Raw genomic sequence first — 20,691 nt, 5'->3', positions numbered from 1 at the left:
GCGGCAGGAAGGTGGTGAGCGCCATGCTGGGAGCAGGTGCGCTCGGATCGTAGCCGCGCTGGCCGGCCACCTGACCCCTCCCCATGCAACAGCTGCCCGGAGGTCAGCGGTTGCGCGGGGCGACCAGACCGGATTCGTAGGCGAGGACCACGAGTTGGGCCCGGTCGCGGGTGTGGAGTTTGGTCATGGCTCGGTTGATGTGAGTTTTCGCGGTCATCGGGCTGATCACCATTTGGTCGGCGATCTGGTCGTTGGACAGGCCCCGCGCGGCAAGGGCGACAGCTTCGCGTTCGCGCGTGGTCAGCTCCTCCAGTGCGGCACTGGTGGCAGGCAGCGGCTGGGTGACGTACCGGTGGATCAGCTTGCGGGTGATGGACGGGGCGAGCAGAGCGTCGCCGCGGGCGGCTACCCGTACGGCGTGCAGGAGGTCCTCCGGCACGATGTCCTTGACCAGGAACCCGGCGGCGCCGGCGCGCAGCGCGTCGAAGACGTACTCGTCCATGCCGTAGTTGGTCAGCATGACGACGTGCACCCCGGTCAGGGCGGGGTCCGCGGCGATGCGCCGGGTCGCCTCGATGCCGTCCATGACCGGCATCTGGATGTCAATGAGCGCGACGTGCGGCAGGTGCTCCCTGACGAGCATCAAACCCGCTTCGCCGTCGGCGGCTTCGGCCACCACCTCGATGTCGTCCTCGAGGTCGAGCAGCGCGCGGAAGCCGCTGCGGATGAGCGGCTGGTCGTCGACCAGCAGGACACGGATCATGAGGCTCGTTCCACAGGGAGTTCGACCTGGACGGTGAAGCCGTGCTCGGTGCGCGGCTGCGCGCGCAGCCGGCCGCCAAGGGCGGTGACACGTTCGCGCATGCCGAGCAGCCCGAGGCCGGGAGCCGGGACGTCATCGGGGGTGGCCTTGCCGTCGTCGTCCACCTGGATGGACAGCGCGTCGGGCCGGTATTCGATCCGGACCGTCGCGGTGGTGGCACAGGCGTGTCGGGTGGTGTTGGTCAGCGCTTCCTGGACAATGCGATAGGCGGTCCGGCCCACCGCGGCCGGCACGTCGTGGCGTTGCCCTTGGATCGTCAGCGTCGCGTCCAAGCCCACCGAACGGGCGCGCTCTACCAGTTCCGGTACGTGCTCGAGACTCTGCGGCGGAGTCGTGTCGTCGTCGCGCAGGGCCTCCAGAGTCGCGCGCAGCTCCCGGGTGGCCTCCCGTCCGGCCGTCTGGATCGCCAGCAGTGTCGCGGGCACCTGCTCGCCGCGCCTGCGGGCCACGTGGACGGCGACCTCGGACTGCACCTTGATGATCGAAATCTGGTGGGTGAGGGAATCGTGCAGCTCCCGCGCGATGTGCAAACGCTCCTCGTCGGCGCGGCGCCGAGCGGTCTCCTCTCGGGTGCGCTCGGCTTCGTCCGCCCGCCGCTCGGCCTGCCGCAGCGCCTCCCCGGCGGCAAAGGCGGCAATCAGCCAGGCGATTTCCAGTACGTTCCGGGCCTGCGCGAACGCCTCGCGCGCCTGCCCGTCGCGGAAGGCCAGCGCTGTAAGAGGGAGGACGACGAGCAAGGACACGGATGCCGTCACCGTCAGGGCCCGGAGCCCGGCCCGCACGGCGCCATAGACCGCAATCAGGTACGAGACAGCGAGCACCTCAAAACCCGCCGCCTCGTACCCCACCGCGCACAGGCCTGTGACAGCCAGCACCGCCATCGGAGCCCTGCGACGGGCGACCAGCGCCAGACCGCCCGCCGCCAGCAGCACGGCGCCGAACAGCTCGCGCTCCCCGGCCGGGCGCTGCCCGGTCAACCCGGTTCCCAGCAGCAGTGCCGCCACGCTGACGGCAATCGCCCAGTCCACGGCACCGGCCGGAACACGAAAACGCCCTGTGTCCATGCGCGCACCCTAGCCGGACACAGCCGGCAGCGAGTCCCGCCCACGGACGAGCGGCCGGCTACCGCACCTGCGGTACATGCCCGCCGCCTGCCGCGTGCGCAGCAGTCGACTGCCATGGCGACGGCAGTCCCAAGAGACTGCACCCGCTGGACGACCGGCAAGGCGGTCGGCAGGCACGCTCAAGGCACAGCGAAACCGCGGAACTCGCCACGCACGAAGGAGGAGAGTGACATGAGCGCAACTGATGTCCTGGCGGTGGCCGCCGAGGGCGGAGTCATCGGCGACGGGCGGTCGGGGGCCAACCTGGCCCTCGGGGTGGGGCTGGTCGGCGTGGCCATCGGCTGGCTGGCCCTGGCCCGGGTCGCCGGCCGTTTCAGCACCGGCAACGCGCGCACCGGCGCCATGGCTGCCATGGTGGTGGGCATGGTCGGCACGGCCCTCGCGGCGCTTCATCTGGCCACCTCAAGTGGTGGCCCCGGCACCGGCAACGGGATGGTGGGAGCCGTAGCGGCCATCCCATTGGGGCTGATTGCCATGGCCTTCGGCCGGCGCGCTCTGTCCCACGCCCGACGCACTGAGCGGACCGCCGACCGCGCCGAACACGAGCGGGAGTTCGGGTCCACGTCGTAGGCCCTTGGCCGACGACCGTGCGCCAGGCCGACCAGCCCCTACCGCACGCAGCGCTGCCGCGGCTGCTTGATGCCGCTGGCTGTCACCGAATGCTCTTCGAGGGACCGACTCAAGCAGGAGAAGTGCAGCCGCTGTCAGCCGTCAGAGCCACGTCAGTTCTTTCCGCGCTCCCGGACGACCACGAGAAACGCGTCCGACCTCAGGTCCATCACCACGGTCGCGCCGGGCTCGCCCTCGGCCCGCAGTCGAGCCGCGTACTCCTCCGCAGGCCACGATCCGCGCGGAGCTCCTGCTGGAAACCGCTCCAAGACCTTCGTGTTCATGGCGGCAACCACCTCCAACGTCGCTGAATCACTCGCGTGCTGTTCACATGCTCGTTACTGTCCGCCTGCCCGCGATCCACCGGTACATGTATCGGGGAAGCGCGTCCGGCACACGCGGGAACAACGGGAAGTTGACGGGTGCTCACCCGACTGCGTGCCGTCTGACCTCAGTGAGCCGTGCCGCAGGCACCGACCCGACGTAGAGCAAGGAACGGGTGTCGGCCTGCAAGCAGTGATCTCCGGATTCTCAATGCGCCGCATCGGCCGGCGGCCGGACCGCAGAGAACAGACAAGCGATCAGGAGTCGTCATGGACGAGAGCCTGGACACCTTCCTCGCCCAGGTCGCGGGACGCGCAGGCTACGACGGCCCCACAGGCGGGACCGCCCAGAACGTGCTGGAGGTCTTTGGCGCTCGCCTGGGGGGCGACGACCGCACCGATTTGGCCCGACTGCTCCGAAGGAGTGCCGACCGCTGCTGACGCAACCGAGCTGGCCACCGAAGCGCTGACACCCGAATCAGCCCCGGCTGAACTTGCCGCCACGCCCGTGCTTGCCATCAGCCGGCCTGCGTGCCGCGCTGAGAGTCAGGCTTCGGCTGCCATGGGTCGCGGATAGCGCCCTTCCCAATGTGCGGCGCCGGAGGCCAAGCGGGGCGATAGGCCGCTGGCAGGTCCTTCAGCGCCTGGAGGACCGTTGGCCGGACCGGCAGTAACTCCGTGCTGCCCGTCTGCGCCAGCAGCTCCGTCAGGCGACGCCCTGCGCCGGCCAGAAGTAGCTTTCCGTGCCTGCGTTCCAGCAGCCAGCGGATGGCGAGCAGGCAGTTGAGCCCCCGAGAGTCACAGAAGACCAGAGCCGTCACGTCCAGCACCAGGTATCGATGCCCGGCGCCGAGGAGAGGGCCGAGCGCGCGCAGGAAGAACTCCTCGCAGGCCTGATCGAGTTCTCCGGTGACCCGCAGGACCGCGCAGCCGTCGCAGTCGGCAAGCTCGGTGATGGTCAGACGGTGAGTCTGCACGGGTATCGCACCTCCATCCGGCCCTCATACGCAGGACCGACACGATCGGCCCCTGCGCGTCGGCGCTTCCCGCGGACCGATCGAGTGCCCGCAGCCACTTGCTCAAGCCACCTCGGCTTCGTGCGCTGTCGTGTGCTCCGGGCGCGATCTGACTCGATACCCGTATGGCTGCGTATGCCCCGCATTCCGGCGGGCAGCGGAAACGGATGAGATTTCTTGTCGGTCTGGAACGCACCATGGAGCGTTGGTCCAACGTCATGTGGGTGTCGCTGGTCCCTCGTGCCGCGAAGCAGGCCGAGGTGGTGGGGATGCTGCGCCGCGAGTGCGACGACCGCGCTCTGATCCTGGACAGGCGGCGCACCCTGGTGCCCAACGCCTTCGTCATCGAGCTCCCGCCGGAATCCCACCGACAGCTGACTGACGACAGTGCCCAGGTGGCAGGGCACCTCGCGGCTCAAGTTCGCCGCCACGCAGCAGAGCAGGGATATACCTTCGCCGGGCCGGTCGCAGTTGACCTGGCGTCGGCCGATGACGCCGGTGTCGGTCGCTTCCGTATCCGAAGCCGTATCGCCCCCCCTTCACAGGTGACGAGGCATCCGGCGAAGCCGAAGCCGTATGCCCGCTGCTCAGCGCCTGTGCGTGATCGGTGCGGATGCGGAAGGCAGCCCGCAGGACGGACGACCGCCCCCGATCGGGGATGCCCTCGTCCGGCCGGCACCCGCTAAAAGGCTGGGTGTGGGACTCCGGACCGCACTCGTCTCTCAGGCCCTGCCCGCCCCAACCGACAGACCCAGGCGCGGACCGACCCCCAGGTCGCCCGCGCCTGAGGCGTGCGCCGTTGCGTCCTCCCTGCGCCAGGAGGAGGGATAGTCAGAAGCCGGCGCCCAGCGTCCTGATCAAGCTGAGGTCTTTGGCTGCGACTCGTCGCCTTGGGTGCGCAGTTGCTCGTTGATGCGCCGGGCTTCCTCGAGCTGATCTTCGAGGATGACAATGCGACAGGCGGCCTCTATGGGGGTGCCCGCGTCGACCAGTTCGCGGGCGCGGGCCGCAATGCGCAGCTGGTAGCGGGAGTAGCGGCGGTGGCCGCCTTCGGAGCGCAGCGGGGTGATGAGGCGGTGCTCGCCCAGGGCGCGGAGGAAGGCGGGAGTGGTGCCGAGCAGCTCGGCGGCCCGCCCCATGGTGTAGGCGGGGTAGGTGTCATCGTCGAGATTGTCGACGGGACTGGAACCAGTAGGGGGCATAGACCTCTTCTTTCAGGGACGCGTCGGGGGGCCCGGGTGCCGAACGGCACCCGGGCCCCGAGCTTTCAACACCATCTACCGGCAACCTGCGCCGGCGTTCTTCGTCCGCAGGTTCCGCCTGGGAGGGCGAGGCTGCGGGGATCGCGGATGCGTGACCGGGGACCACCTTCCAATCCGGGGCCTGCGTACCCGGGCGGACTTCTTCCTCGCCCGGGCGATCCTGATGGCGTCTGCTCCTTTACCTTCGGTTACTCGGTCGTACTGCTGGGATAACTCGGATACTGCTCGCGGCCTCTCGGGCCGCGTCCTGCATGCGCGGCAGTTCGTGTCTGCCGCGCCCACTTCGACTTCCTGGGTACAACAGAAAGCGTAGCCCTGCTGCGAGCCAATGTCTACTGTGACCGCGGGAGGTTTTCTTCAGGACTGATGTGCGAAGTTCTGCCGCAGATACACCCCAGAAGAGTGTTGCCCGGGTTTGCCCCTGCCCGGCGGACACACGCTGAGCCTGAAGGCAGAACAGATCCCGGGCGGGCGCTGGCGCATGACCGACGCGGAGACGACCCTTACGCAAGGCCCAGGGCCCCTGTGATTGTTGAGGGCGAGTTGACCAGATGCGTCACAGTGTCCGGGGCCCGCTGCTCCCCTTGCTCGTCCGGCCCGGCCTCCAGCGCCTTCGTGGTCTCGCCCTGCTGGCCGGCCTCGCGCAATTTCCCAGGTCAAAACGGCACGGCACCGCTTCCCTAACGCGACGTAGCGGTCCACAGTGAGAGAAGCACCATCGCGCACTGGAGGCGGTCATGCTCCTTCTCGGCATCATCCTGCTCGTTATCGGCTTCGTCACCGGCGTAGCGGTCCTGTGGACGATTGGACTCATCCTCGCGGTCATCGGCGGGGTCCTGTGGATCATGGGCGCCATGGGACACGCTGTCGCCGGCCGTCGCCACTATTGGTGATCTTCTCTCAGACCAACGCCTCGGCGACGTGCCGACCGCCGGACCGGGTGGGCAGCTGACGCGTTTCGCTGCCGTGCCCGGGTGGACGCGAGATGCGTTCCCGATGGTCCACAGACCGTAATGAACCGTCAGTCGCTTCCTGACCAGCCGCCGTCCGCGCCACACAGAGCGCTCGCGCATCAGCGGGCCAGTGGCTCGGGCGGAGGGGCTTCAGAGCGCCGGGAGTAACCGTGCCCCTGCATCAGCGGTGCTGTGGCACTTGCTCGCGGGGCTCCAGGCGCAGATGGGCGCCTTGGCGTTTCAGGGCGCGCTGGACGAGGTGGTGGGGCACCTCGCGGGGAGTGCGGGAGAGGCGGACGGAAAGCGCGGCGCAGACTCCGGCCGCCTGACCCGTCGCCATCGCGATGGGCATGACGCGGTAGGAGGAGTGCGCCACGTGTGAGCCGGAGATGCAGCGTCCGGCGACCAGCAGACGGTCCGTGTCGCTGGGCAGCAGGCAGCGCAGCGGGATGTCGTAGAAGTGCCCGCGCGGGACGCGTTTGAGGACGGTGCCGCTGCCCCTGGGGTTGTGGATGTCGACGGGGTAGGCGCCGTGCGCGATGGCGTCGGGGAAGGGGCGCGCCGTGAGGATGTCGTGTCCGGTCAGGTGGTAATCACCGAGTATGCGGCGGGTCTCGCGTACGCCGATCTGGAGGCCGCTCTGTGCCACGTACGACTCCTGGAAGCCCGGCACGCGGCGGCGCAGGAAGCGGTCGATCTGTGCCAGCTGGCGGCGCGCGGTGTACTCGGCGCGGCTGAGGTCCCACACGTCGGTGCCGAGCGCCCGGGTGACGCGGGTGCTGTTGACGCTGACCTCGCGGGGGTGCGGAGTGCCGAAGAAGAGGATGTCCTCGCGCGGCAGGCGCAGTTCGCCCGCCTCGGTGGCCTCCTGGACGAGGTCCCACAGCCCGTGCACGCCGCGCCACTGGTCGGGGTGGTCCCTGATGTACTCGGTGAATACGGGTTGCAGGAAGTCGACGACGCGGAACATGAGCGTCATGGGCTGCACCAGTCCGTCCTCAGGTCGCCCGATCTCGTACGGTGCCCCGGCGGCCGCTGCGATGTCGCCGTCCCCCGTGGCGTCGACGATCACGGAGGCGTCGATCACCACCGGACCTGATTTCGTCTCGAAGACCACCCGCCAGCCGTCGTCGAGGGGCAGCGCGGCGGACGCGAAGGAGTGGAACAACATGCGCACGCCCGCCTCGTCGAGCAGGTCGAGAAGGACCAGCTTGTAGATCTCCGGGTCGAAGGGGACGGTGTAGCCGGTGTCGGTGGACGGCGGGACGCAGCCGCCGCGTGCGGTGAGACGGTCCAGCAGGAGCCACAGGAAGCCCGCCACCACCGGTTCGCCCTGGCCGTGGTCGCTGGGCAGCAGGCGGCTGCCGTGGCCGCCCTCGTCGAACACCGCCTGCTTTTGCTCGTTGTGGAAGGACATCAGCGGCATCACCAGCGCCACGGTGGCGTTGCCGCCGAGGAAGCCGTAGCGTTCCACGAGCACGACCTCGGCGCCGGCGTCGGCCGCCGCGTAGGCCGCTGCGGTACCGGCCGGGCCACCCCCGATGACGAGGACGTCCGTGCGGCCGCCGTGCTGGGCTGCCCGCGGGGGCAGGGTGACACTCCGGGAGGGCCGGGGCGGTTCCAGGATCGGCATCGCATCTTCCCGTCGGATCGGTGCGGGCGCGGACAGCACGCTCCCTGGCCGGCGGCCGCGGCGCCATGGACCGTCGGACCGGGGGCTCACGGGGGCGACGGGGCCACGACGTCATGCAGGTGGAGGTCCGCCGTTCGCCGGGGTGCGGCCGTTCCGCCGTCGATGTCGTCCAGGAGCCCGCCGCAGCGGGCGCAGGTCTCCCGGGCCAGTGCCTTCAGTTGCCGCACCCGCGTGGTCAGATCCTGCTGCCGCCCGGGGAATTCGTCCCACAGCCGGTCCACCTCCGCGAGCAGCAGCCCGGCCTGCTCCCGTGCCACGCCGACCAGGGCGGGCGCGCCGGTGCGGCGGGCGAAGTCGAAGACCTTGCCGGAGTACGGCAGCGGCAGCACGGGCAGCCCGGCCAGCGCGGCGAAGATCACGACGTGCAGCCGCATCCCGACGACCATGTCCAGATGACTCATGAAGCCGAGGATCTCGCCGGGGCTGTAGGGGTTGTGCAGGATGCGGCCCAGGTCGGGGGCGCTCATCCGGGACAGCACACCGTGGGCGTGGCGGACGTCCTGGCGTTCCATCGGCACGAAGACCACGTGCGCGTCCAGGCGGCGCGCGATGAACTCGGCGACGTCGGCGATCAGCGCGTGATAGTCGCCCTCGTCGAGTTTCTCCGCCGCCCGGCCGGGCTCGCGCACGGACATCCCGACCAGCCGTGTGCCGGTGGGCAGGCCCTCCTGGCGCATCATCTCCTCGGTGAAGGGCTCCGGCGTGAGCAGCAGCGCCGGGTCAGCGGTGACGGCGAGGTCGAGGTCCACGCCGACCTCCTCCAGGACGAGGCGCGTCTCCTCATCGCGGACCACGAGGTCGGTCATCTGCGGCAGCACGGTGCGCACGGCCTCCCGGTCGTCCGCCTCGCGCAGCGGGCCCGCGCCGATCGCGTAGGCGAACGTGGGCACGCCACGTTCGTGCGCCGCGTTGACCAGCCGCAGATAACGTCGCGCCTCACCGTCGTAGAGGATCCCGCCGCCGCCCAGCACCAGCAGGTCCAGGCCGCCGAGGGCGTCCAGGACGGGTTTTTGCGGGACGCCCTCCCAGTCGATCACCTCGTCGGCCTGTGCCTGATGGGAGCGGGTGTGCTCGGCGTTCCGGCTGAAGACGACGAGCCGGGCGTGCGGCCGGTGGGCGCGCAGGCAGCTCAGGACGCACTCCAGGATCGCTTCGTCACCCGTGTTGCGCCCGCCGTAGGAGCCGAGCAGGCCGATCCGAAGCGAGGACGGGACGGGCGACGGGTGCGGGTTGATCGTCATCCGGAACTCCCCGTTCGAGAAGAGCAAGCCGAAGCCCACAAGATGTACGGCCTGGACGATGCCGGAGCCTTGCCTGCACGCCACGGCAGTGGGCAGTTGTGCCGCCCGGCAGTTCCTCCGAGGCAGCCGGGCATGGCTTCAGCACTGGAGAGGGTGCAGGCGTGTCATCGCATCGGCCAGTTGCCGACGGGCTACATAGAGCGCCGCGTCCAGCTGACGAGTACCCGTGACCACACACAGCGTGTACGTCACGTCTTCGAGCTGACGCCGGATTTCCGGCCCGGCACCGGCCGCCAACCGCCGGTGTAATGTGTCGCAGCGCTCGACCAGCTCCCGCAGGAGCGAAGGATGCGCCCTCAACATGACGGCCACCTCCGTCCTCACCCCTTCGGACTACCCCCGCTACGGTCCCAGCCATCAGCGCCGCACGCATCCGGAAGCCGTCACCCGTCCCGTCACGCTTGCCGGACGGGACGGGAGTGAGGCCCTACGTACCGTGCGGGGACCGTGGCGCGCCCAAGAAGGCGAGCGGCGTATGCCAGGGATGGCTACGCCGCTGGGAGAACCGTGCGGCCGGGCGAGTGGGCGCCCCAGCAACTCGCAGACCACGGACTACTCGTCTCGGGACTACTCGGCTCATCAATGTGGGCGGTCGGGCGTGGACCGAAGGTGGTCTACGCCCTGTGGGTGGAGTCCCCTTCGTCGTTCTCCGCATGGGTCATGGCGACCTGGCGCGCGGCCGCGGCGGCCCGTATCCGGTCCAGCGGGATACCGGCCTGCTCGCACAGGGTGGCCAGGTCGAAGTAGATCGCCTCGCCCGCCATCAGCCCGTCGTGGAACGGGACGATGTTGGCGAAGGGCACCTCAAAGGCGCCCCCTCCGGGCGGTATCCCGAGCCACTCCCCCCGGCTGGTCCCGCGCAGAGTCCCCCATACGGCGATGACTCCGTCGCCGTAGGCGATGCCCTCGTCCTCGGGGGTGAGGTCTGGGAACGCAGTGAAGTACTGCTGCTGGTAGGCGGCGCGCACCGCGTCCCTACCCCGGCTGCACAGCCCGAGCGCCTTCGTCTCGAGGAAGCAGTCCGCCACGAACGTCCTGAGGATGCCGTCGATGTCCCGTGCCGTCTCCGCCTCACGGTGCGCCTCGAAGAGGCGGCGCATCTCGGTGCTGTCCATACCGGCACTCCCTCCTCCGGCGCCCGGTCGGACCGTCCCTTCCTCGATCGTAGGAAGGCGCCGACCGGCCGACCACCGGGACCGTCGGCAAGCGATCATCAGCCGATTGCTCGCCGGGCGCTGCGGCCGGAGCGGGACCCGGAGTCGCCGCAACGCCCTGAAGGCTCCTCCGGAGGAGCCTTCAGGGCGTTGCGGCACGGGCATCAGTGCGAGGGCCCGCGTGAGAACCTGCACCGGGGTCCGTGCCGGTGACGCACCGGCACGGACCCCCTCGCTCAGCCCCGAACGATGTTCTGCGCCTGCGGTCCCTTCTGACCCTGACCGATGTCGAAGGTCACGTGCTCGCCCTCGGTCAGTTCGCGGTACCCGTTGCCCTGGATTTCCGAGTAGTGGGCGAACACGTCCGGCCCCCCGCCGTCCTGCTCGATGAAACCAAAGCCCTTCTCAGAGTTGAACCACTTCACGGTGCCGCTGGCCATACCGTCAATCCTTCGTTCATGCGAGAGAAACAGCCCACTTACCGGGCATGCCCCAGCTCCTGCAACCACACGAGCCTCATCCGTTCTACCCCGGACCGCCCCGCTTATCCGACCAACGCCGCCACAGCCGGGACGAGTTCCTCCGGGCGCTCGCCCGACCTCGGCCTGTGGTGGGGGCTGTTCATCCACGGCGGACGTGGTGGGCGTGTGACCAGAGATATGCCGAAGGCCCCTGGGGCCGGGACTGCGGGTACGAAGCGACGCCTCGGGGACGCAGGGCGGAGAGCGACGCAGTGGTCGTCGTGCCCGCCCGCACACACGTCGCCGTCTACGCGGCCTGGGCGAGTTCGGCGCGGCCGAACAGCAAGGCGTAGCCGGTGGGGAGCTGGTGGAGGATGCGGGTGATCAGGTCGGGTCCCGCATAGGCGACGACGGCGGAGAAGACCGAGCCGGTGTCCCAGCGGGTGGTGGCCAGGGAAGCGCCGGTGCGGGCGGCGAGGTCCTTGACGAAGGACCAGCCGGTCAGCGGGTGGGGGTCGGGGATCTGGGCGGTCAGCACGCGTGCGGCTTCCAAGGGCAGGCAGCTCGCCAGGTCGACGCGTTCGTCGCCGGTCAGCTGGCGCCCCAGTCCGGCGAGAACCAGGCGGACGGCTTCGTCGGCCCTCTCGCGGGTGGGGTAGGCGCCCTCGTAGCGGACCTTCTCCAGCATCTGCTCGTATGCCGTCCCGTACGGCTGCTGGGACGGTGCGTGCCGGTCGGACATCACTGGGATGGTTGCCTTTCTTGCTGCGGCCGGTGTTCAGGCACCGGGGTGCGGGATGGTCAGATGGGTTGAGGGCGGCCGAAGAGCAGGTCGTAGCCGGCGGGGAGCTGGAGCAGGATCTGGCTCAGCAGGTCTCCGCCTGTCGCGTCCGCGACGGTGGACAGCACTGCGCTGACGTCCCAGGCCGCGGTCTGCTCGGTGGCGCCTTCGATCCACGCGGCGGTTGCGCGGACGAACCGCTCCGGGGACAGCGGCTCGGCGCTCTGCAGCGGGTTGAGCAGGATCAGGGCGAACGCCTCAGGCAGGCGCGCCGCCAGCTCGGCGCGCACGTTGCCGACCAGGTGCGCGCCGAGGAGAGCGAGTACCACCCGGGCGGCGCGCTCGGCTTCCTCGGCGGTGTCGTACTCGCCGCGTTCCTTCACATAGCCGAGGAACGCTTCGCGTCGCAGAGTCATCTTCGCCGCCGCCCCTTCTTCTTCGGACTGTCCACGGGGGCGCGGAGAGCGGGCTGAGGGGGAGATCAGGTGCCCGCCCTCCGCAGGCATCCGGCCGGTGTCAGCCGGAGATCTCCTTGCGGCCTGATCCGACGCCGATGGAGATCTTGCGGGGCTTGGCGCGCTCGGCGATCGGGATCCGCAGGGTGAGCACGCCCGCGTCGTAGTCGGCCTGGATGTGCTCGGTGTCGAGGGTGTCGGCGAGCACGATCTGGCGGGAGAAGACACCCAGCGGCCGCTCGGACAGCTCCATCTGCACGTCGTCGGCCTTCGCCGCTGGCCTGCGCTCGGCCTTGACGGTCAGCATGTTCCGCTCGACGTCGATGTCGATCGCGTCCGCGGTGACACCGGGCAGGTCGAAGGCCACCACATACTCGTCGCCCTCGCGGTAGGCGTCCATCGGCATCGCCGACGGCTTCGACCAGGTACCCGGGCCCATCAGCTGCTGCGCCAGCCGGTCCAGCTCACGGAAGGGGTCAGTGCGCATCAACATCGTGAAAACACCTCCAGCAGGTTCAGGCAGTTGCTGCCAATGCGCCTCACTGACACCGTTGTAACATGTCATCCAATGGATGACAAACTTGATGTCGTCCACGGGATGACAACAACAGGGAGGTGTCCGTGACCGCAGCCGACCAGCCGTCCACGACCAGCACGAATGCCCACAGCCCGGCGTCGTTCCTCGCCGCCGCGGCGGCCCTGCATGCCATAGACGACGCCCTGCGCGATGCCAAGCTGGAGTCCCCAGACACCCCGGATGGGCCCGGCCCCGGACCGGAGCAGGCACTTGCCTCCCTGATGCTGCTGCGGCAGGTGCGCGAGCAGCTTGCCGGATGGGAGACCGGCCTCATCGAAACCGCCCGCGACGCGGGAGCCAGCTGGGCCGACCTTGCCCGTCCCCTCGGCGTCGCCAGCCGCCAGGCCGCCGAACGCCGCTATCTGCGCGGCCGCCCCGGCCCCGCCGGAACCACCGGCGAACAGCGCGTCCAGGCCACCCGTGAACGCCGCGCCGCCGAACGCACCACCGCCAACTGGGCCCGCCACAACGCAGCCGACCTGCGCCGCATCGCCGGCCAGATCACCGCCCTCACCGACCTGCCCGCCGCGGCCCGACTCCCTGTCGACCAGCTCCACGCGGCCCTTGCCCACGACGACCCCGCCGAGCTCATCCGCCCCCTCAACGCCACCCGCCCTCACCTGACCACCGCCCACCCCGACCTCGCCGCCCAACTCGACACCCTCACGCACCCCTGAAGCCGTTCCGATTCTCTGTGCCGTTCCTGCTCGGCCCCCGGGCCGTGAGGTATGCCCAGGTCCAACCTGACTGTCGCGGCGGCCCGGTGGGCCTGGGAGAGCATGCTGGCCAGGATGCTCAGGGTGAGGTCGAGTCCTTCCACTTCAGCCCGCCAGCCTTCGTCGATGGCGCGTTGACCGCAGGCCAGTAGATCGGCCTCCAACTCCGGATTTCTCTTCAACACCAAACCCAGACGCGCGAGCTCACCGCAGACACACTCCGGCAGCTCGCAGAGCTCGGCCTGGATCTGGGCGGCATGGGGCGCGATGCTGTGAGGCACCCGGCAGGCCACTTCCGCCGCGTCCGTCTGCACCCGGGCAAGTCGGGCGCACCGTCGAGCGCTGCTTCGACAGTGCTGATCAATGAGGTCGCCGCGACCTGCGTGCCGAGCGCGTCGCCGCCGCGGTGGCGATGCCGGCGCAGCCGCAAGCCGCGATGCGTCAACTCCGGGCGTCGGACGACAAGGCGCTCGCGGTCTCACACAAGCTTGTCTCCTCACAATCGAACACCGGGTGCCCCTCCGCGACGACTCCCCAAGATCTGCGCCAGAACCCAAGACTCATCGATGTTGCTCACCTTTGGTGATGTCAAGCGGCTCCGGAAGTCACCGACAGACGACGCCCGCCCAAGGAAGTCGACACAGCCAATCCGAGTCCGCTGGTCCCCGTGCACGACGATTTCAGCCATGCGCCCGGGATGGCGCTCCCCCTTTGGCGTGGCTGCTCTCTGCGCTGATCAGAATCGCGCTTGCAACGACACCGAAGAGGTGATCGGCGCGTGGCGCGAGCGAGGGCTGATCGCCAAGCCAAGCGAGCATCGCTACCAAGGCAAACAAATCGGCGCCATCGATATCGCTCCGCGCCACGCCTGCGGCCTGGGCACGGGCGAGGAGGCGCGCACCGGCTGCGCGCAGGGTGACGCACGAAGCGTGGAGTGCGGAGTCGGTGTCCTCGATGGCGGCTGCCATCAGCACGGTCGCGCCCCGGTACTCGGTCGTCCACGCAACGCAGTCGCGTAGCCACGAAACGAGAGCGTCCTCGGGCGGACTCGACGCCTCGAGCTCGCATGCCTTCGCCGTCAGTTCGTCGAAGCTCGTGCGGAGTAGGGCGTCAAGCAGCGCTTCGCGCGTCGGGAAGTGCCGCAGCAGCGTTGCGAGCCCGACATCGGCCCTGCGCGCGATGTCGCGCAGGGACACGTCGACACCTTGTTCGGCGATGGCGGTGCCCGCTACTGCGAGCAGGTGGTCGCGGTTCCTTCTGGCGTCGGCCCGCACGTGCCCTCCCCTTGACTATCCGGATCAGTGATCCATATATTCGGATCACTGATCCGCTTATATGGATCACTGATCCGGATAAGCGTATACCGCGGCGCGGGCAGGAGAAGAACGATGGCGACACGCACGATGAGAGCGATCCGGCTGCATGAGTTCGGCGCCCCTGAAGTTCTGCGCTATGAGGAGGCGCCGATTCCCGAACCGGGGCCGGGTGAGGCACTCGTCCGCGTGCACGCGGCCGGCATCAACCCTCCCGACTGGTACGCGCGTGAGGGAATGCCCGACGTACCTCCCGAGCTCAAGCCCGCATTCCAACTCCCCCTGATTCCGGGGACCGACGTCTCGGGCGTCGTCGAAGCCCTCGGCCCGGACACCAACAGCTTCTCGATCGGGGACGAGGTGATCGGCCTTGTACGCTTCCCCACCGCTCTCCAAGGCAGCGCGTACGCCGAGTACGTCACCGCTCCGGTGACCGACCTCGCCCACAAGCCGACTACGGTCGACCACGCGCACGCCGCTGGCCTACCCATGGCCGGGTTGACGGCGTGGCAGTTCTTGATCGAGCTCGGGCACGAGCATCCCTCGCCGTTCCAGGAGGCCCAGCACCGCCCGATGGCACTTGACAGCGAGACCACAGTGCTCATCAACGGCGCTGCCGGCGGCGTGGGGCACCTCGCTCTTCAGCTGGCCAAGTGGAAGGGGGCCCGCGTCATCGCCGTCGCCTCCAGCGCCCACGAGACGTTCCTGCGTGAACTCGGCGCCGACGAGTTCATCGACTACACCAAGGAACGGCCCGAGGAAGTCGCCCGTGGCGTCGATCTCGTCCTGGACACGGTCGGGGGGCCCGACAGCAGGCGCTTCCTGCGCACCATCACGCGCGGCGGGTCCCTCTATCCGGTGTACTTCGGCGAGTTCGACGACGCGGAGAACGCGGAGCTGGGTATCACGGTCACGGCCACCCAGGTCCGATCGAACGGCGCGCAGCTCGCCGAACTGAGTCGCTTGCTTGACGCGGGCGCGGTGCGTGTCGCGCTCAACTGCACGTTCCCGCTCGCGGACGCCCGGGCGGCGCATGAGCGCGCCGCCCGAGGGCACATCCAAGGCAAGATCGTGCTCACAGTCGATTAGAGCTGCGCTGTTGCATAGGCGTGTCCGGCACTCCCTCCAGGGCCTGTTGCGAACGTGGATCGTCTGTCAGACCTGCCTGGGATGCTCCGAACATGGAGATGACAGTGCAACTGACGATCGACTGCTCCGATCCGCAGAGCATGGTGACTTTCTGGGCCGAGGCCCTGGGCTACGTACCTGAGCCTCCGCCGGGCGGGCACGCCACGTGGCGTGCTTACTGGGCGGCGGTGGGGGTGCCCGAGGCAGAGTTGCCGACCGGTGCCGGGGATATACCGGAGTCGATCATCGATCCCGCGGGACGTGGACCGAGGGTGTGGTTCCAGCAGGTTCCGGAGCCGAAGGTCGCCAAGAACCGATGGCACTTCGACCTGAAGGTCGGCGGGGGCCGTGACGTCCCACTGGACGTCCGCACACAGCGGGTCAAGGCTACGGTGGAACGGCTGGTCAAAGCCGGTGCCACCGTGCTGCGGATCAAGGACGAGCCGGACATGGGGGTCTACGCCGCCGCCATGCAGGACCCCGAGGGCAATGAATTCGACGTCGTCTGAGGGCCGTTGCGACGGTGCTGGACACAACCACTCGTTCACGGCTGCTGCCGGTAGGCGCGGGTTCTTGCGGGAGGAGTACGCCCGATCTGCGCGTACCCGATCGGGCCGTAGGGGTGCTGCCTGCCCTGCGGGCACGGCGAGCATGGCCTTGAGCATCGGTCAGGTGTCCGAACACGAACGGCGACCCAATTGGTCAGTCTCCTGGCGCGGCTGCAGGCTGCGGCGGGCTTGGATCCGGCTTCTGCGGGAGGGGCTGTGCGATTCGAGGGGAGCGGCTGCTCACTTTCTTGGTCGGCCGCCGTCGGCCTTCTTCGCGGCCTCGACCACCTGCTCGTCGCGGACCGAGCCGCCGGGCTGAACCACGGCCTTCACGCCGACCTCCACCGGCGCGCCGCCCACCGTCATGTAGTACTGCGCAGCGCCGCCCAGGTGCTACCACGCTATCCCGCGTCGCGCGGCGTCAGCCGCCGTGTAACCCGGTCGAACAGATCGGTCAGCGGCTCGCTGACGTCCCGGCCGAACTCGGTCAGCCCGTAGGTGACTTGGGGCGGCGTGGTCGGCTCAACCTCCCGCCAGAGCAGGCCGTCTTGGACCAGCGCGCGCAGGGTCTGAGCGAGCATCTTCTCGCTTATGCCCTGGATGCTCTCGCGCAGCTCATAGAACCGGAGGTCACTGCCCCGCAAGGAGATCAACACCCAGACGCCCCACCTGCTGGTCACGTGGTCAACCACGTCGCGCGCGGGGCAGTTCGTGTGAAGCACGTCATACCGCTCCCCCGCCTCGGCCCGTGTGTGCTGCGCGCTTCCCGTCACGTGGGGAGCTTACCTCGGGGTATGTCCTTACCAAAAGTTAGCCGGACTCCTAGCGTGAAGCCCACCGAAGGGCATCGAACAAGGAGCTGATCATGATCGTGGTGACCGGGGCTACCGGGAACGTGGGCCGGCCGTTGACGCGGGCGCTGGCCGAGGCGGGACAGCAGGTGACGGCGGTCTCCCGGCACGCGGCGGCGGTGCCGGACGGCGTCCGCCACGTGGCGGCCGACCTGGCCGACCCGGCGGGCCTTGAGCCCGCGCTGGCTGGGGCGAAGGCGCTTTTCCTGTTGCTGTCCGGCGACATGCATGCTGCTGGCGCCAGCCCGGCCTTCATCATTGGCGAAGCCGCGGCCAGCGGGGTCCGCCGGGTCGTTCTCCTCTCGTCGCAGGGCGTGGCGACCAGGCCCTTCGGCCCGACGCGGATCGCGATGCGCGCGGTGGAGGACGTACTGCGGGAGTCCGGCCTGGAGTGGGCCATCCTGCGGCCGGGCGGCTTCGCATCTAACGCCCTGTGGTGGGCCGAGTCGATCCGGGAGCGGCGGGTCGTCGCCGCACCGTTCGGCGACGTCGCGGTGCCGATCATCGACCCTGCGGACATCGCCGAGACCGCGGCCGCCTGCCTGCTGGATGACCGGCACACCGGCGGCGTGTACGAACTGACGGGCCCGGAGGTGATCACGCCGCGCCGACAGGCCGAGGTCATTGCCGCCGCGCTGGGCTCGCCCGTGCGGTTTCACGACCTCACCCGCGACGAGGCCAAGGCCGCGATGGCCCGGAGCATGCCGGCCGAGCTCGCCGAGGACACTTTGGACATCCTCGGCTCCCCGAGCCCGGCCGAGCTGCGCATCAGCACGGATGTCCAGCGGGTCCTTGGCCGCGACCCACGCCCCTTCGCCGACTGGGCCGCCCGCAATATCAACGCGTTCCGGTGACAGGGGCAGGCACCGACCCGGTGGTAGGTGGAGCACCGGTAATCCTTGGCCAGGTCTTGGCCAGGCCTTGGCCCGCTGCCCGATCCTGATCGTCCTGGCGACCCGCGGCAGTGCTGCTCTTACCCGAGGTACGGGACTCAACGCGCCCCAGCAGAGCGTATTCCCGCGCCGTGCCCTCATCGGCTGTTTCGGAGCAACGCGTGGGCGAGGAGAAACCAGGCTGAGTCATCGGACGCCGGCTTCGCGGAGTTCCATCGTGTGTGATTGACCCGGCTTCTTCCGGACCGGGTCCCCACCAGGCTCGGCGTCGTGTGCTATTTGGCTCCGCCCGGGGCGGTTCCGACTGGCCCGTTGAAATGGGTGTTCAGAGGCCATTGGAGGTGGTGGCGAGGCTAAGTGGCCCCACCCCGGGGCTTGCGGTGGCAAGGTGGTCGTGATCTGCCGAGGGGGGTGCTAAGACGAGGAGACCAAGGGTGAACTGGACGCTTGGCGAGGAATTCGAGACGCCTGAGGGGAGGGTGCGGTGGAGGGTCCTCGGCAGTGGAGATCCGCTGGTGCTGGTGCACGGCACTCCGTATTCCTCCTTTCTCTGGCGGGACATCGCTCCAGCGCTCGCCCGTACCCGCAGGGTCTTCGTCTTCGACCATCTCGGCTTCGGCCAGTCGGACCAGCGTGAGGGCCAGGACCTCAGCCTGGCGGCTCACGCGAGAAACCTCGCCCGGCTCCTCGATCACTGGGAGCTGACCTGCCCCAGCGTCATCGCCCACGACATCGGCGGGGCCGTGGCACTCCGGACGCTGCTGCTGGAAGACAGGAGCTACCGGGACCTGACCCTCTTCGACGCGGTAAGCGGCGGGGAGTGGGAGCGGGGGCTCTTTCAACTCATCCTGGAGCACGCGGATGTCTTCCAGCAGCTTCCGGACTACGCGCACGAAGCGCTGGTCGCCAGCCACATGCGGCACGCGACGCACGTCGGCTTGCGGCCGGAAGTCCTCGAAGCCTTCCTCGCACCGTGGCGGGGGGCGGCGGGGCAGGCCGCGTTCTACCGCCAGTACAGCCAGATCAGGCAGGCAGACACCGCCGCGTACGAGCACCTGCTTGGCGGCATGTCACTTCCGGTACGCCTCATCTGGGGCCGCGAGGACCGCATCCTCCCCCCGACGTACGCCGAATGGCTGCTCGAGCGCATCCCACACGCTGAGTTGCACTGGATCGAGGGAGCGGGCCACCTCCTCCAGGAAGATGCACCGGGGCAGCTGTCGGCCTATCTCACCGCCAGGTTCCCGTCAGACAGGTGAGGCGGGCATGCGCGCGCCAGCGGCGATTGGTCAGTGACTGCCGCGCCCTCGCTCTGTTGTACCGAGGCCGGTCCGGGCCTGATTGACCGTAGCGCGAAAGGGTACTCCGACGATCTTGGGAGACCGGCCCTCGGGCCGGACCGGTCGAAAGGAGAGCCGTGCCTGGCGAAAAGGTGAAGAACGTCTTCGTGATCGGGCTCGACGAGGCCAATCTGCCGACGCTGCGGCAGGTCCCGGGAGCCCGTTCACTGCGCTTCCACCAGCTGCTGACGATCGAGGAACTGCAGATCGGCGAGGTGGATCTGCCCGCTCTCATCGAGAAGGCCCAGGGCGTGCTGGACGCCTTCGACGGCAGCGTCGACGCCATCGTCAGCTACTGGGACTTCCCCGCCAGCACCCTCGTCCCGATTCTCAGCGAGCGCTACGGCACCCGCAGCACCAGCCTGGAGTCGGTGGTCAAGTGCGAGCACAAGTACTGGAGCCGGCTGGAGCAGCAGAAGATCACCGACCGGCACCCGCGCTTCGACAGGGTCGACCTGACGGCCGAGCCGCCGCGCCCGCCGGAGAACGTCGGGTTCCCGATGTGGGTCAAGCCCGCCCTCTCGTACTCCTCCGAACTCGCCTTCGGGGTCCGCGACGAGCAGGAGTTCCGCACGGCCGTCACCGAGATCCGCGAGGGCATCACCCGCATCGGCCGCCCCTTCGAGCACATACTCGAACGCATTGACCTGCCGCCGCAGATGGACGGCGTCGGCGGTCCGGTCTGCCTGGCGGAGGAGGCGATGTCCGGCGTCCAGGTCGCCGTGGAGGGCTACGTCCACGAGGGCGAGGTGACGGTCTACGGGGTCCTGGACTCCATCAACTACCCGGACTCCCCCTGCTTCCTGCGCCACCAGTACCCCTCGATGCTGCCCCCACCGGTCATCGCGCAACTCCACGACGTCACCGAGCGCGTGATGCGGCGCATCGGCATGGACTCGGCCACCTTCAGCGTCGAGTACTTCTACGACCCGCGGACGCGCCAGATCAACCTGCTGGAGATCAATCCCCGGCACTCCCAGTCGCACGCGGAGCTGTTTCAGTACGTCGACGGCGTACCCAACCACCACTGCATGGTCAGCCTCGCCCTCGGCGACGACCCGCGCATGCCGCACCGTGAGGGCCCGTACGCGATGGCGGCGAAGTGGTACCACCGGTGGTTCACCGACGGCGTGGTAAGCCACGTGCCGGGGCCCGAGGAAATCGCCCGCATCGAGCGGGAGACACCGGGCGTACGGATCGAGGTGGTCCCCGAAAAGGGCAGTCGGCTCTCGGAGCTTCCCCAACAGGACAGCTACAGCTACGAGTTGGCGCACATCTTCACCGGCGGGGCGAACGAGGAGGAGCTGCGGGAGAAGTACGACCACTGTGTGGCGGCCCTGGGCCTCACGTTCGACGAGGTCCCGTGAGAG

Annotated in this window: 26 protein-coding genes; 10 read left to right on the top strand and 16 right to left on the bottom strand. The window is 69.1% G+C overall.

Annotated elements, in window-relative coordinates; translation table 11 throughout:
- Positions 1 to 103: 103 nt before the first annotated feature.
- Together ACFY5C_RS26800 and ACFY5C_RS26795 are read right to left on the bottom strand one after the other, a co-directional pair.
- Positions 104 to 763: a response regulator gene (locus ACFY5C_RS26800; RefSeq protein WP_389448235.1), complete on the bottom strand. Its 660-nt coding sequence runs from the start codon at positions 761 to 763 to the stop codon at positions 104 to 106.
- Complete coding sequence (locus tag ACFY5C_RS26795) at positions 760 to 1,887, bottom strand: sensor histidine kinase (RefSeq protein ID WP_389448234.1); 1,128 nt, start codon at positions 1,885 to 1,887, stop codon at positions 760 to 762. The genes ACFY5C_RS26800 and ACFY5C_RS26795 overlap by 4 nt, the downstream gene beginning before the upstream one ends.
- Positions 1,888 to 2,118: 231 nt before the next feature.
- On the opposite strand from ACFY5C_RS26795, the gene ACFY5C_RS26790 reads away from it, so the two are divergent.
- Positions 2,119 to 2,517: a DUF6223 family protein gene (locus ACFY5C_RS26790; protein WP_389448232.1), complete on the top strand. Its 399-nt coding sequence runs from the start codon at positions 2,119 to 2,121 to the stop codon at positions 2,515 to 2,517.
- 152 nt (positions 2,518 to 2,669) lie between these two features.
- Here the strand turns inward: ACFY5C_RS26790 and ACFY5C_RS26785 are convergent, their stop codons facing one another.
- Positions 2,670 to 2,840: a hypothetical protein gene (locus tag ACFY5C_RS26785; RefSeq protein WP_389448230.1), complete on the bottom strand. Its 171-nt coding sequence runs from the start codon at positions 2,838 to 2,840 to the stop codon at positions 2,670 to 2,672.
- 309 nt (positions 2,841 to 3,149) lie between these two features.
- Here ACFY5C_RS26785 and ACFY5C_RS26780 point away from each other — a divergent pair, with 309 nt between their 5' ends.
- Positions 3,150 to 3,320: a hypothetical protein gene (locus tag ACFY5C_RS26780; RefSeq protein ID WP_389448228.1), complete on the top strand. Its 171-nt coding sequence runs from the start codon at positions 3,150 to 3,152 to the stop codon at positions 3,318 to 3,320.
- Between the two features lie 77 nt (positions 3,321 to 3,397).
- Here ACFY5C_RS26780 and ACFY5C_RS26775 read toward each other — a convergent pair whose 3' ends face one another.
- On the bottom strand, positions 3,398 to 3,856 hold the full coding sequence (locus ACFY5C_RS26775; protein ID WP_389448227.1) for an STAS domain-containing protein: 459 nt from the start codon (positions 3,854 to 3,856) through the stop codon (positions 3,398 to 3,400).
- A 164-nt stretch (positions 3,857 to 4,020) separates the two neighbouring features.
- Between ACFY5C_RS26775 and ACFY5C_RS26770 the strand changes: the two genes are divergently transcribed.
- Complete coding sequence (locus ACFY5C_RS26770) at positions 4,021 to 4,581, top strand: DUF3662 domain-containing protein (protein ID WP_389448225.1); 561 nt, start codon at positions 4,021 to 4,023, stop codon at positions 4,579 to 4,581.
- A 171-nt stretch (positions 4,582 to 4,752) separates the two neighbouring features.
- Here the strand turns inward: ACFY5C_RS26770 and ACFY5C_RS26765 are convergent, their stop codons facing one another.
- Complete coding sequence (locus ACFY5C_RS26765; protein ID WP_389448223.1) at positions 4,753 to 5,097, bottom strand: MerR family transcriptional regulator; 345 nt, start codon at positions 5,095 to 5,097, stop codon at positions 4,753 to 4,755.
- 797 nt (positions 5,098 to 5,894) lie between these two features.
- Here ACFY5C_RS26765 and ACFY5C_RS26760 point away from each other — a divergent pair.
- Positions 5,895 to 6,050: a DUF6131 family protein gene (locus ACFY5C_RS26760; protein ID WP_389448221.1), complete on the top strand. Its 156-nt coding sequence runs from the start codon at positions 5,895 to 5,897 to the stop codon at positions 6,048 to 6,050.
- Positions 6,051 to 6,291: 241 nt separating this feature from the next.
- Here the strand turns inward: ACFY5C_RS26760 and ACFY5C_RS26755 are convergent, their stop codons facing one another.
- From ACFY5C_RS26755 to ACFY5C_RS26720, 8 genes are all read right to left on the bottom strand, one after another.
- The gene (locus ACFY5C_RS26755; RefSeq protein ID WP_389448219.1) at positions 6,292 to 7,743 is read right to left on the bottom strand and encodes an FAD-dependent oxidoreductase; all 1,452 of its coding nucleotides are present in this window, start codon (positions 7,741 to 7,743) and stop codon (positions 6,292 to 6,294) included.
- A gap of 86 nt (positions 7,744 to 7,829) precedes the next feature.
- Positions 7,830 to 9,044 (bottom strand): polysaccharide pyruvyl transferase family protein, encoded by a 1,215-nt coding sequence (locus ACFY5C_RS26750; protein WP_389448217.1) that lies wholly within the window; start codon positions 9,042 to 9,044, stop codon positions 7,830 to 7,832.
- A 138-nt stretch (positions 9,045 to 9,182) separates the two neighbouring features.
- Complete coding sequence (locus tag ACFY5C_RS26745) at positions 9,183 to 9,407, bottom strand: DUF5133 domain-containing protein (RefSeq protein ID WP_389448607.1); 225 nt, start codon at positions 9,405 to 9,407, stop codon at positions 9,183 to 9,185.
- A gap of 311 nt (positions 9,408 to 9,718) precedes the next feature.
- Positions 9,719 to 10,219, bottom strand: a complete 501-nt coding sequence (locus ACFY5C_RS26740; protein ID WP_389448215.1) for an ester cyclase — start codon at positions 10,217 to 10,219, stop codon at positions 9,719 to 9,721.
- Positions 10,220 to 10,494: 275 nt separating this feature from the next.
- On the bottom strand, positions 10,495 to 10,698 hold the full coding sequence (locus ACFY5C_RS26735) for a cold-shock protein (RefSeq protein ID WP_104782251.1): 204 nt from the start codon (positions 10,696 to 10,698) through the stop codon (positions 10,495 to 10,497).
- A 328-nt stretch (positions 10,699 to 11,026) separates the two neighbouring features.
- Positions 11,027 to 11,461: a DUF2267 domain-containing protein gene (locus tag ACFY5C_RS26730; protein ID WP_389448213.1), complete on the bottom strand. Its 435-nt coding sequence runs from the start codon at positions 11,459 to 11,461 to the stop codon at positions 11,027 to 11,029.
- A gap of 59 nt (positions 11,462 to 11,520) precedes the next feature.
- Positions 11,521 to 11,916: a DUF2267 domain-containing protein gene (locus tag ACFY5C_RS26725; RefSeq protein WP_389448212.1), complete on the bottom strand. Its 396-nt coding sequence runs from the start codon at positions 11,914 to 11,916 to the stop codon at positions 11,521 to 11,523.
- Positions 11,917 to 12,016: 100 nt separating this feature from the next.
- The gene (locus ACFY5C_RS26720) at positions 12,017 to 12,448 is read right to left on the bottom strand and encodes an Hsp20/alpha crystallin family protein (RefSeq protein ID WP_389448210.1); all 432 of its coding nucleotides are present in this window, start codon (positions 12,446 to 12,448) and stop codon (positions 12,017 to 12,019) included.
- Positions 12,449 to 12,576: 128 nt separating this feature from the next.
- On the opposite strand from ACFY5C_RS26720, the gene ACFY5C_RS26715 reads away from it, so the two are divergent.
- Positions 12,577 to 13,209, top strand: a complete 633-nt coding sequence (locus tag ACFY5C_RS26715; protein WP_389448208.1) for a type III effector protein — start codon at positions 12,577 to 12,579, stop codon at positions 13,207 to 13,209.
- A gap of 719 nt (positions 13,210 to 13,928) precedes the next feature.
- Here ACFY5C_RS26715 and ACFY5C_RS26710 read toward each other — a convergent pair.
- Entirely contained in the window at positions 13,929 to 14,522 is a 594-nt protein-coding gene (locus ACFY5C_RS26710) for a TetR/AcrR family transcriptional regulator (RefSeq protein WP_389448206.1), read from the bottom strand.
- A 114-nt stretch (positions 14,523 to 14,636) separates the two neighbouring features.
- Between ACFY5C_RS26710 and ACFY5C_RS26705 the strand changes: the two genes are divergently transcribed.
- Both ACFY5C_RS26705 and ACFY5C_RS26700 read left to right on the top strand, forming a co-directional pair.
- Positions 14,637 to 15,650 (top strand): NADP-dependent oxidoreductase, encoded by a 1,014-nt coding sequence (locus ACFY5C_RS26705; RefSeq protein ID WP_389448205.1) that lies wholly within the window; start codon positions 14,637 to 14,639, stop codon positions 15,648 to 15,650.
- Positions 15,651 to 15,742: 92 nt separating this feature from the next.
- Positions 15,743 to 16,198, top strand: a complete 456-nt coding sequence (locus tag ACFY5C_RS26700; RefSeq protein ID WP_389448203.1) for a VOC family protein — start codon at positions 15,743 to 15,745, stop codon at positions 16,196 to 16,198.
- 279 nt (positions 16,199 to 16,477) lie between these two features.
- Here ACFY5C_RS26700 and ACFY5C_RS26695 read toward each other — a convergent pair whose 3' ends face one another.
- Together ACFY5C_RS26695 and ACFY5C_RS26690 are read right to left on the bottom strand one after the other, a co-directional pair.
- Positions 16,478 to 16,603, bottom strand: a complete 126-nt coding sequence (locus ACFY5C_RS26695; protein WP_389448635.1) for a hypothetical protein — start codon at positions 16,601 to 16,603, stop codon at positions 16,478 to 16,480.
- Positions 16,604 to 16,638: 35 nt separating this feature from the next.
- Positions 16,639 to 17,010 (bottom strand): winged helix-turn-helix transcriptional regulator, encoded by a 372-nt coding sequence (locus tag ACFY5C_RS26690; RefSeq protein ID WP_389448201.1) that lies wholly within the window; start codon positions 17,008 to 17,010, stop codon positions 16,639 to 16,641.
- A gap of 92 nt (positions 17,011 to 17,102) precedes the next feature.
- Between ACFY5C_RS26690 and ACFY5C_RS26685 the strand changes: the two genes are divergently transcribed.
- The 3 genes from ACFY5C_RS26685 to ACFY5C_RS26675 all read left to right on the top strand — a co-directional run bounded on the left by ACFY5C_RS26685 (position 17,103) and on the right by ACFY5C_RS26675 (position 20,688).
- Positions 17,103 to 17,942 (top strand): SDR family oxidoreductase, encoded by an 840-nt coding sequence (locus tag ACFY5C_RS26685; RefSeq protein ID WP_389448200.1) that lies wholly within the window; start codon positions 17,103 to 17,105, stop codon positions 17,940 to 17,942.
- Between the two features lie 473 nt (positions 17,943 to 18,415).
- On the top strand, positions 18,416 to 19,240 hold the full coding sequence (locus ACFY5C_RS26680; RefSeq protein ID WP_389448198.1) for an alpha/beta fold hydrolase: 825 nt from the start codon (positions 18,416 to 18,418) through the stop codon (positions 19,238 to 19,240).
- 158 nt (positions 19,241 to 19,398) lie between these two features.
- A complete protein-coding gene (locus ACFY5C_RS26675; protein WP_389448196.1) occupies positions 19,399 to 20,688 on the top strand; it encodes an acetyl-CoA carboxylase biotin carboxylase subunit family protein in 1,290 nt (429 codons plus the stop codon).
- The last annotated feature ends 3 nt before the right edge of the window (positions 20,689 to 20,691 follow it).

Source organism: Streptomyces sp. NPDC012935 (assembly GCF_042900345.1).
GTDB lineage: Bacteria > Actinomycetota > Actinomycetes > Streptomycetales > Streptomycetaceae > Streptomyces.
Note: the sequence above shows the minus strand (reverse complement) of the source record. Positions and strands in the feature narration are given on the sequence as shown.